The sequence below is a fragment of the Kitasatospora sp. NPDC056783 genome (assembly GCF_042789895.1).
Lineage (GTDB): Bacteria > Actinomycetota > Actinomycetes > Streptomycetales > Streptomycetaceae > Kitasatospora.
This window is the reverse complement of the sequence record NZ_JBHUAF010000378.1, coordinates 1-8,540: the sequence shown is the minus strand read 5'-3', so window position 1 is coordinate 8,540 and position 8,540 is coordinate 1. Positions and strand designations below refer to the sequence as shown.

At 73.2% G+C, this 8,540-nt stretch carries 9 protein-coding genes; 4 read left to right on the top strand and 5 right to left on the bottom strand.

Going from position 1 to position 8,540, the window contains the following annotated elements; genetic code table 11:
• Window positions 1–40: 40 nt before the first annotated feature.
• Window positions 41–439, bottom strand: coding sequence for a hypothetical protein (locus ACFRMQ_RS34145; protein ID WP_380734652.1), 399 nt, complete (start codon window positions 437–439; stop codon window positions 41–43).
• 151 nt (window positions 440–590) lie between these two features.
• Here ACFRMQ_RS34145 and ACFRMQ_RS34140 point away from each other — a divergent pair, with 151 nt between their 5' ends.
• The gene (locus ACFRMQ_RS34140; RefSeq protein WP_380734651.1) at window positions 591–1,127 is read left to right on the top strand and encodes a hypothetical protein; all 537 of its coding nucleotides are present in this window, start codon (window positions 591–593) and stop codon (window positions 1,125–1,127) included.
• A gap of 40 nt (window positions 1,128–1,167) precedes the next feature.
• Here the strand turns inward: ACFRMQ_RS34140 and ACFRMQ_RS34135 are convergent, their stop codons facing one another.
• From ACFRMQ_RS34135 to ACFRMQ_RS34125, 3 genes are all read right to left on the bottom strand, one after another.
• Window positions 1,168–1,818, bottom strand: a complete 651-nt coding sequence (locus ACFRMQ_RS34135; RefSeq protein ID WP_380734650.1) for a beta-glucanase — start codon at window positions 1,816–1,818, stop codon at window positions 1,168–1,170.
• 186 nt (window positions 1,819–2,004) lie between these two features.
• Window positions 2,005–2,631, bottom strand: coding sequence for a CBS domain-containing protein (locus tag ACFRMQ_RS34130; RefSeq protein ID WP_380734654.1), 627 nt, complete (start codon window positions 2,629–2,631; stop codon window positions 2,005–2,007).
• Window positions 2,632–2,876: 245 nt separating this feature from the next.
• Window positions 2,877–4,076 (bottom strand): FAD-dependent monooxygenase, encoded by a 1,200-nt coding sequence (locus ACFRMQ_RS34125; RefSeq protein WP_380734649.1) that lies wholly within the window; start codon window positions 4,074–4,076, stop codon window positions 2,877–2,879.
• 196 nt (window positions 4,077–4,272) lie between these two features.
• Here ACFRMQ_RS34125 and ACFRMQ_RS34120 point away from each other — a divergent pair, with 196 nt between their 5' ends.
• The 3 genes from ACFRMQ_RS34120 to ACFRMQ_RS34110 all read left to right on the top strand — a co-directional run bounded on the left by ACFRMQ_RS34120 (window position 4,273) and on the right by ACFRMQ_RS34110 (window position 6,389).
• The gene (locus tag ACFRMQ_RS34120) at window positions 4,273–4,986 is read left to right on the top strand and encodes a TetR/AcrR family transcriptional regulator (RefSeq protein WP_380734647.1); all 714 of its coding nucleotides are present in this window, start codon (window positions 4,273–4,275) and stop codon (window positions 4,984–4,986) included.
• A gap of 174 nt (window positions 4,987–5,160) precedes the next feature.
• Window positions 5,161–5,961, top strand: coding sequence for a HEAT repeat domain-containing protein (locus tag ACFRMQ_RS34115; protein ID WP_380734646.1), 801 nt, complete (start codon window positions 5,161–5,163; stop codon window positions 5,959–5,961).
• A 158-nt stretch (window positions 5,962–6,119) separates the two neighbouring features.
• Window positions 6,120–6,389, top strand: a complete 270-nt coding sequence (locus ACFRMQ_RS34110) for a GlsB/YeaQ/YmgE family stress response membrane protein (RefSeq protein ID WP_380734645.1) — start codon at window positions 6,120–6,122, stop codon at window positions 6,387–6,389.
• Between the two features lie 151 nt (window positions 6,390–6,540).
• On the opposite strand, the gene ACFRMQ_RS34105 is transcribed toward ACFRMQ_RS34110, so the two are convergent.
• Window positions 6,541–8,421: an amino acid transporter gene (locus ACFRMQ_RS34105; protein WP_380734653.1), complete on the bottom strand. Its 1,881-nt coding sequence runs from the start codon at window positions 8,419–8,421 to the stop codon at window positions 6,541–6,543.
• Window positions 8,422–8,540 lie beyond the last annotated feature (119 nt).

Here is an 8,540-nt window from a genome sequence, read left to right as displayed (position 1 = left end):
GGGCCCGTCCCGTACCCGGAGGTCGTTCGCCGCTCGGAGGTCACTCGCCGCCCGGGGGGTTCACCGAGCGCAGGGTGTCCAATCTGTGCCGGTACTCCTCCGCGTCGATCTCGCCCCTGGCGAACCGCTCCGCGAGCAACTGCTCCGGGACCGCCCCTGGGCCCCCTCCACCCCCTTGGTACCCCTGGCTCTGGTACCCCTGACCCGCCTGATCCCCTCGGGCCCCCTGCCCGGTCCGCCCCGCCCACCCGGTCCGGCCCCAGCCTCCCGCGCCCGGTCCTGGCCGGCCAGGCGGACTCGGCTGCCGCCAGCGCGACACGTAACGGAACAGGGCCACCGCGAGGAGCACGACGATCACCAGGAACAGCAGCGTGCCGAACGCCATCAGTCCCACGCCCCAGCCACCCACGATGTGGCCGTGTCCGTGCCAGTACCTCATCAGGACCTCCTCCTCCGGCCCCGTCGGGGCCCTCCGAGGTGAGCAGCGCCTACCACCATCGTGCGCCCGCCACCGGTGAAAGCGGCGTGAGGAGAGCGCGGAAGGGCGGTCCGGCGCTCGACCCGGCGCGCACCCGGGTAGCGTGCCGCTCGTGAACCACCACACGCCGCGTACGGCCCACTCCCAGTGGCCCACGGTCCCGCAACCGCCCACGGCCCACCAGCCACCGCCGGCCCGCCACCAGTCGCCGACGGCCCACCACTCGTCGAACGACGACCGCTCCCCCGAGCAGCTCGTCGTCGCGGGGGTGCTGCGGCGCCACATGGACCCGCACCCTCACCCGGCGCTCGGCCACTCCCCGATCGGCTACGTCGCCGTCGAGCTCTGGACCGAGCTCACCGCACTCGCGATCGCACCGGCCGCCGCCGAGGCCACCGCCACCGCCCTGCTGCGCGCGATCGCCGACCGGGCCGTGGACGCGGCTCTCGCCCCGGGCAACGAGGGCGCCCCGCACGACGACCTGTACGTGGCCGACCCCGCCCACATCGGCCCGCACCGCCGCGCGGTCTGGTTCCAGCGCTCCGGCCGACGCGCCGCCCCGGACACCGGGCACGGGCCCCACGACCCCCGCGCCGGGTGGGGCTCACCCGGTCCGATCACCGCCGCCTTCGCGCCCCACGGACCGTAGGCCCCCGTCCGCTCAGCGATGTCCGCTCGGCGATGTCCGCTCAGCGCTCGACCTGGAGGCTGTGGCACACCCAGCTCAGACGGTCCGGCCCGCCGTACGGCGGCCTGGCGTGGTACGTCCCGTCCGCCACCGACATATTGACGATCAGGTAGGCGTACCACCCGGCCCCGACCCCGTGCAGGTCCGCGTAGACCAGTTCGTCCTCCACGTACCAGTCCACCGAGTGCGCGCCGAGCACCACCCTCAGACCGAAGGTCGCCCCCGGGCCGATCCCGGCACTCGCGCCGTGCCAGTACCGGAAGCCGCCCCGGACGTGGTTGGAGATCTCCAACAGGTCCGGGTTGTCCGGGTGGTACTCGAAGACGTCCACCTCGTTGCCGCCGTCCCGCCAGGTCCAGATGGCCGGCCAGGCGCCCAGCTCGACGGGCAGTGTGACGTCCGCCGTCAGCACGTCCCCGGTGTGCACCTGGAAGCCGTCCGGGCTGCCCTCGGTGGTCAGCAGGTTGCAGCTCCACAGCCCGCCGTTGTGTCGCCTGGTCGCCGCGAACACCCCGTCGGGGCAGTACTGGCGGCTGAGGTAGTCGAGCTTGTGGTCGCTCCGATTGGTCGGCCCCATCCGGGGATAGGCGCTGCTGCGCCCGGCGATCCACTGACTGGTCGAAGTGAAGTCGGCGTCGAACACGACTGCCACGGCCGCCTCCCCGAAGCTCCGGCGTCCCGGCAGTCCGCACCGCCGGGCACACAGGGTGAGTTACCCGATACCCTCCGCAGTATGCGAAGCGGGATCGTTCGGCTCCGGGGACGAACGTACGAGCCCTGCCGAGGACGCGGCCGACCGACGGGCCCCTCAGCCCACCGCCGCTCAGCCCACCGCCGCTCAGCCCACCGCCGCCGTGCCCCCCGCGCCCAGCCGGTCGGTCACCGACACCACCCCGTCCACCGAGCGGCACAGGTTGAGCACGATCGGCACCAGGTGCGACTCGGACACGGTGCCACTGAGCACCACCCGCCCCTGGTTGACCTCCACCCCGATCTCCGCCGGGCTGACCCCGTCGATCCGGCCGAGCACCTCCTCGACGATCTCCCGCCGGATCACCATGTCCTCGCGCAGGAACACCCGCAGCAGGTCGCCGCGGCTGACCATGCCGACGACCCGGCCATCCTCGTCCAGCACCGGCAGCCGCTTCAGGCCGTGCCGGCTCATCGTCCGGGCGGCCGCGACCACGCTGACGTCAGGGGTGGTGCAGACCGGCTGCGCGGTCATCAGATCGGCCGCGGTCACCTCGCCGTCCGGGCCCGCCTGCGCCGACTCGGGCGCGGGCAGCAGGCTGGCCGGGTCCTCCTGCGCGGCCAGGGTGCGCAGGAGGTCGGCCTCCGAAACGACGCCGAGCGGTCGCCCCTCCGGGTCCGCCACGGGCACACCGGTGATGTCGTACTCGCTCAGCAGCGTCACGATCTCCCGGAATCCGGTCTCGGGCGAGACCAGGACCACGGGGCTGGTCATCACGGATTCGACGGTGGCATGCCGCACGCCGGTTCACCTCGTCAACGATGCTGGTCCGACCAGGCGCGGATCGTCCTGACCGGTACCGGCAGCATCCCCCGCCCCGGCACAATTAGCCAGGGGCCAAGGGGCCGAACGGACGGGACCTTGGGCCTCGACCCACGAACACGCTTCCGACAGCCCGACCGAATCGAACCAGGTCGGGTCCGGTCGGACCGAGTCGGGTCCGGTCGCAGCACACCCGCTCAGCCCACGACCGTCGACCGGCGGGACAGCTCCCGCCCGTAGTCCGGCAGTTCGACGCCGCTGACCCGCTTGCCGAGCTCCAGCATCCGGTCCAGCGCCCAGGGCCGGTTCAGCAGCGCGTTGCGGAACCGCAGCCCCGCCGCCGTGCGCGGGGCGAGGAAGGGCCCGGTCCGGTCCCCGCCCTTCTGGCAGCCCCGGGCGTAGCCGCGCAGCAGTTTCTCGTACCGGTCGAAGGCGGCCCGGTGGTCGCCGCGTGCCCGGGCCAGCTCGCCGGCCAGGACGTACGCCGCCACCACCGCCGTCCCGGTGCCCATGCCCCCGATGGTCGCGCCGCAGGCGGCGTCGCCGATCAGGGCGATCCGGCCGGTCGACCAGGCGGGCACGTCGGCTCGGCTGATCGAGTCGAAGTACAGCTCGGGAGCCGTGTCCAGGCTCTCCAGCAGGTACGGGACCCGCCAGCCGAGGCCCGCGAACGCGGCCCGGACCAGCGTCCGCTGCGCCGCCGGGTCGTGGCGGTCGTAGGACAGCTCGGGCGAGGCGAAGAGGCAGAACGCGCCGGCCCGGCTCGGGTCGCGGTGCGCGGCGCCGACGGACATCAGCCGGCCGGGGACGTTCAGGCCCACCCCGCCGACCGGCAGCCCGAGGTCGTTCGGCAGCTGCCAGGTGGCGGCGTAGTAGCCGAGGTGGCGGACGTAGTGCCGCTCGGGGCCGAAGGCGAGCCGGCGGACGGTGGAGTGCAGCCCGTCGGCGCCGATCACCAGGTCGAACTCGCGCGGCGCCCCGTGCCGGAAGGTGACCCGGACCGCGTGCGGGGTCTCCTCCAGCGCGGTGACCGAGTCGCCGAAGACGTACTCGGCGCGGGTGCCGCTGTGCCGGTGGAGCAGTTGGGCCAGCTCACCGCGCGGCACCTCCAGGTCGCCGCCCGCGAATTCGGCGGGCAGGTGCAACAGCCGGCGCCCGTCGGGGCCGACGAAGGTCATCGGGCTGCCGCCGGTGCCGAGCGCGCGCAGTTCCTCCAGGACGCCCATCCGCTCCAGCACCGTCAGGTGGGTGCGGCCGCGGAAGTCGACGTCCTGACCGCCGGCGCGCAGCGCGGGGGCCAGTTCGACGACGGTCACCTCGAAGCCGTACCGGCCCAGCCAGTGGGCCAGCGCGGGACCGGCGATGCTCGCGCCCGAGATGAGGACCTTGGTGCTCATGGAAACCACTCCGTCCGGAGGTCAAGAAACTGTGTCTGGCGGACACTGTTCGTTGCTGTGTACGGTAGACACAGTTGAACCGACAGGGCAAGCCCCCAGGCAGGAGCCCGGTTCGGAGCACGGACAGCCGCCGGGACGCCCCGGACGGAACCTCAGAACGGGACCTCAAAGCGGGATCTCAGGACGGGAGCGAACGATGGCCGAGGCGGCGAACAACGCGGTACGGCTGCTCTGGGGACCGCCGGCCAGGCCGACCCGGGGGCCGAAACCGGCCCTCAGCCTGGAGCGGATCGCCGCGGCGGGGGTCGAGGTCGCGGACACGGAGGGACTGGGCGCGGTCTCCATGCAGAAGGTGGCCGGGCTGCTCGACTTCACCAAGATGTCGCTCTACCGCTACGTCCCGGGCAAGGCCGAACTCATCGCCCTGATGGTCGAATCGGCCGTCGGCCGGCCGCCGACGGCGCCGGAGGTCACCAGTTGGCGGGACCAACTCACCGCCTGGGCCCACCACATGGCCGACTCCTTCACCCGGCACCCCTGGCTGCTGGACGCCACGGTCGGCCCTCGGGCGCTCGGTCCGCGGGAACTCGCCTGGCTGGAACGGGTGGTGGCGGCACTCGACGGCCACGGGCTGACCGGCCCCGAGCGGATGGACGCCGCCGTCCTGCTCGCCGGACACGTACGCGGGATCGCCGCCCAGTCCCGGTCCAATGGCGGCCCGGCCGGCAATCCCGAGGCCGAACTCCTCGCCGCCCTCGGCACCGTGGTCCAGGAACACGCCGACCGCTTCCCCGCCGTCGCCGCCGCCATGGCCGATCCGGCGGGCCGTGACCAGGCGCTGGAATTCGGCCTGGAGCGCATCCTGGACGGCCTGGCCGCCCTGATCGAACGCCGCACGAACGTCGGCTGACCCGCCGGCCGACCCGCCGGGTCGACCCCAGCTCAACCGACCCCAGCTCGACCGAGCCCGCGTAACCAGGTCGGCACGGCCGCGGGCGCCCCGCAGCGTCCCCGTCCACAGTCCCCGCCCACACCGGGAAAACCGCTCGAAGCCCCGCCCGCCCACTCGCTACCATCGCGCCCCATGGCGATGTTCGCGCACCTGACCTCCGCGGCCAACGCGCCGCGCATCCGCCGTGCCGGAATCCGCGCCGACAGCTGGGGCCAGGGCGGGGCGCGCGGGGTCTACTGCTTCCCCGTGCTGCCCTCGTACACGCTGACCCACCAATGGCTGCGCGAGCTGGCCCGGTTCGGCCCCAAGGGCGCCCTGGTCGCGGTGCACATCCGGCTGGACGACGAGCAGGAGGTCTTGGCCGGGCACTTCGGCGACCGGGCCCGGGGGGCCCAACGGCCGGTCCGGGCGGCCGAGGCGGTCCGGCGGATCGGGGCCCTGGCCGACCCCCGCGGGTGGGAGGTGTTCCTGCCGCGCGCGGTGGGCGCCCGCGAGGTGCACCGGATCCGCGCCGTGCCGCAGGTCACCGGCTGGCGGTACGTTCCGGGCGCCCATGGCACCCGGCCCTGCACCTGCGCCGGCTGCCGGATCGCCGGCGAGTACGGCAGCCGCCGGCTGCGCGAGCGCCACCCGCACCCGTTGGACGGCCCGCCGCCGCCCACCCGGGTGCTGCTCGCCCGGATCGCGGCGGCCGGCGACCCGGGCGATCCGGCCGAGCTGCGGGCCGCGTTGCACTGGTTCGGACTGCGCCGCCGCGGCCCGGTGGACCGACTCGCCCGCCTGGCCGCCCACCCGGATCCGGAGGTGCGGGCGGACCTGGTCTGGGCGGTGCGCGGCTGGTCCACCCCGGGCGTCGCCGAGTTGCTGGACGGCCTGGCGGACGACCCGCACCGGGACGTCCGGGAGGTCGTCGCGATGGCCAGGGAGGACTGAGGGCCGGGCTGCGGAGCGCGCCCGGACGCCGCTGACCTGCGGAATCGCCCGTCGGCGTGCTCGTTCGGCCGATCCGGGTGATCATGGGACGAACCGCGTCTTCGGCGATTGGGCGCACCGGGCCGTCGGCCCGGATGCTGCCCGGAAGGTGGACCGCGATGTTCCAGCTCCTGTGGATTCTGCTCATCGGCTTCGTGCTCGGCGTGATCGCCAAACTGATCCTGCGCGGACCACAGTCGATCCCCTGGTGGCTGACCATGCTGCTCGGCGCCGCCGGGGCCTGGCTCGGCAACGCCGTCTCCGGCTGGATCGGCGTCCGGCACACCTCGGGCATCGACTGGATCCGCCACATCCTGCAACTCGCCTTCGCGGTCGCCCTGATCGCCTTCGTCGCGCCCGCGTGGAGCAGATCCCACCCGAACCGCTGACCAGCCGTGTGGCGGCCCCACCCAGCCGGGCCGCGGCCCGACGACGGCACGGACCGGCACTCAGCCCAGCCCGCGCGCACGGACCGGCCGCCCCGGCCCGCCCGCACGGACCAGCCCTCGTCGGGCCCGCCGGCGCGAACCGGCCCGCCACTCAGCCCACGTGCACGGCCGGCCGCCGTGACCGGTCCGGCTCGGCCTCCCGCAGCACCTCGCGGGTGACGGGCGCGATCTCGCCCTGCCCGAACAGGAAGAACCGCAGGAACTGGGCGAAGGGGTTGCCCTCGGTCCACTCGAAGTAGATGTGCGGCTGCTGCCCGGTGAGGTCGCGCACCTGGAGCAGCAGGGCGGCCAGCGCGTTGGGCACGCTGGAGCTCTGGAGCGCCAGCACCCGGTAGCGGTCGTGCAACACCTCGCCGCGCACGGTCAGTTCGGCCTCGAAGTCGGACGGGTCGAGCACGGTGACCTCGACGAAGACCAGGTCGTCCTCGGCCGGGATGTCGTTGTCCCGCCGGATCTGGTGGATCTTGTCGCGGTACTCGGCGAGGTCCCTGCTGTTGGGCTCGTTGGCGATCAGCCGCAGCGGCCGGTGCGTGTAGTCCCGGACGAACCGCGCCGCGACCTCGTCCAGCGCCACGTCGGTGACGCGCAGTTCGAAGGCGCGCTTGAGCCGGGAGAGGAAGGAGACCAGCATGATGCCGCCGATGAAGCAGGCGCCGATCTTGACGCCGTCCGGCCGCTCCGCGACGTTCACCACCGTGGTGTAGAGGAACACCGCGGAGATCGCCGCGAAGCCGATCCACCAGTGGTGCTGCCCGGCCCGGTGCGCGGCGATGGTGACGGCGATGGCGGCGGAGCTGATCAGCACCAGCACGCCGGTCGCGTAGGCGCCGCCCTGGGCGTCCACGTTGGCGTCGAAGATCCAGGTGACCAGGAAGGCGATCAGGGTGAGCACGATGACCGTCGGCCGCACCGCCCGGGCCCAGTGCGGGGCCATGCCGTAGCGGGGCAGGTAGCGCGGCATCAGGTTGAGCAGCCCGGCCATCGCGGAGGCCCCGGCGAACCAGAGGATGGCGATCGTGGACAGGTCGTAGACGCTGCCGAAGGTGCTGCCCAGGTACTGGTGGGCGAGGTAGGCGAGCGCCCGGCCGTTGGCCTGGCCGCCCGTCTTGAACTGGTCCGCCGGGATGAGCAGCGTGGTGATGAAGCTGGTGGTGATCAGGAACACGCTCATGATCACGGCGGCGGTGGTCAGCAGCTTGCGGGCGCCGCGGATGCGGCCGGTGGGCTTCTCCTCGGTGTCGTCCGGGTCTCCCTCGATGTGCGGCATCACGGCGACGCCGGTCTCGAATCCGGACAGGCCGAGAGCCAGTTTCGGGAAGACGATCAGCGCGACGCCGATCATCGCGGGCACGTTGCCGTGCTCCGCGGTCAGCGCGGCGGTCCAGTCGTGGAACACGTGCGGGGCCTTGAGCACGTGCCACAGCCCGTTGGCCACCACCACCACGTTCAGCGAGAGGTACAGCGCGACCAGCACCACGGCCAGGCCGATCGCCTCGCTGAAGCCCTTGAGGAAGACGGCGCCGAGCAACGCGATCATGATCATGGTCAGGGTGATCTGCCGGCCGGCCAGCGCCGCGTGCACGTGCGGGTTCTCCACCAGGTGGGCGCTGGCGTCGGCGGCCGACAGCGTGATGGTGATCATGAAGTCGGTGGCCGCGAAGCCCAGCAGGGTCAGGACGAAGAGCTTGCCCTTCCAGAACGACAGCAGCCGCTCCAGCATCGCGATCGATCCCTGGCCGTGCGGGCTCTCCTGGGCGACCCTGCGGTAGACGGGCAGCGCGCCGAGCAGGGTGACGACCACCAGCACGATGGTCGCCAGCGGCGAGACCAGGCCGGCCGCGAGCGCGGCGATGCCGGGCTGGTAGCCGAGCGTGGAGAAGTAGTCCAGGCCCGTCAGGCACATCACCCGCCACCAGCGCTGGCCCTTCTCGGCCGGCGCCTCGGCGTGCGGGCCGGGGTGCTGCTTGGCCATGTCCGACAGGCCTTCCAGCAGCCAGGCCCGGAACCGCTCGCGCCGGGAGGGGGACGCCGCCCCCGGTCCGGCCGACCCCGACGAAACCACGTGCACCCCTGTCCACGACTGTCCACGAC

Excerpts from the sequence above, each read along its gene's own strand:
- ACFRMQ_RS34110 (WP_380734645.1), top strand. The coding sequence starts at position 6,120 with ATGTTCCAGCTCCTGTGGATTCTGCTCATCGGCTTCGTGCTCGGCGTG.
- ACFRMQ_RS34130 (WP_380734654.1), bottom strand. The coding sequence starts at position 2,631 with ATGACCAGCCCCGTGGTCCTGGTCTCGCCCGAGACCGGATTCCGGGAG.
- ACFRMQ_RS34105 (WP_380734653.1), bottom strand. The coding sequence starts at position 8,421 with ATGGCCAAGCAGCACCCCGGCCCGCACGCCGAGGCGCCGGCCGAGAAG.
- ACFRMQ_RS34115 (WP_380734646.1), top strand. The coding sequence starts at position 5,161 with ATGGCGATGTTCGCGCACCTGACCTCCGCGGCCAACGCGCCGCGCATC.
- ACFRMQ_RS34120 (WP_380734647.1), top strand. The coding sequence starts at position 4,273 with ATGGCCGAGGCGGCGAACAACGCGGTACGGCTGCTCTGGGGACCGCCG.
- ACFRMQ_RS34125 (WP_380734649.1), bottom strand. The coding sequence starts at position 4,076 with ATGAGCACCAAGGTCCTCATCTCGGGCGCGAGCATCGCCGGTCCCGCG.
- ACFRMQ_RS34145 (WP_380734652.1), bottom strand. The coding sequence starts at position 439 with ATGAGGTACTGGCACGGACACGGCCACATCGTGGGTGGCTGGGGCGTG.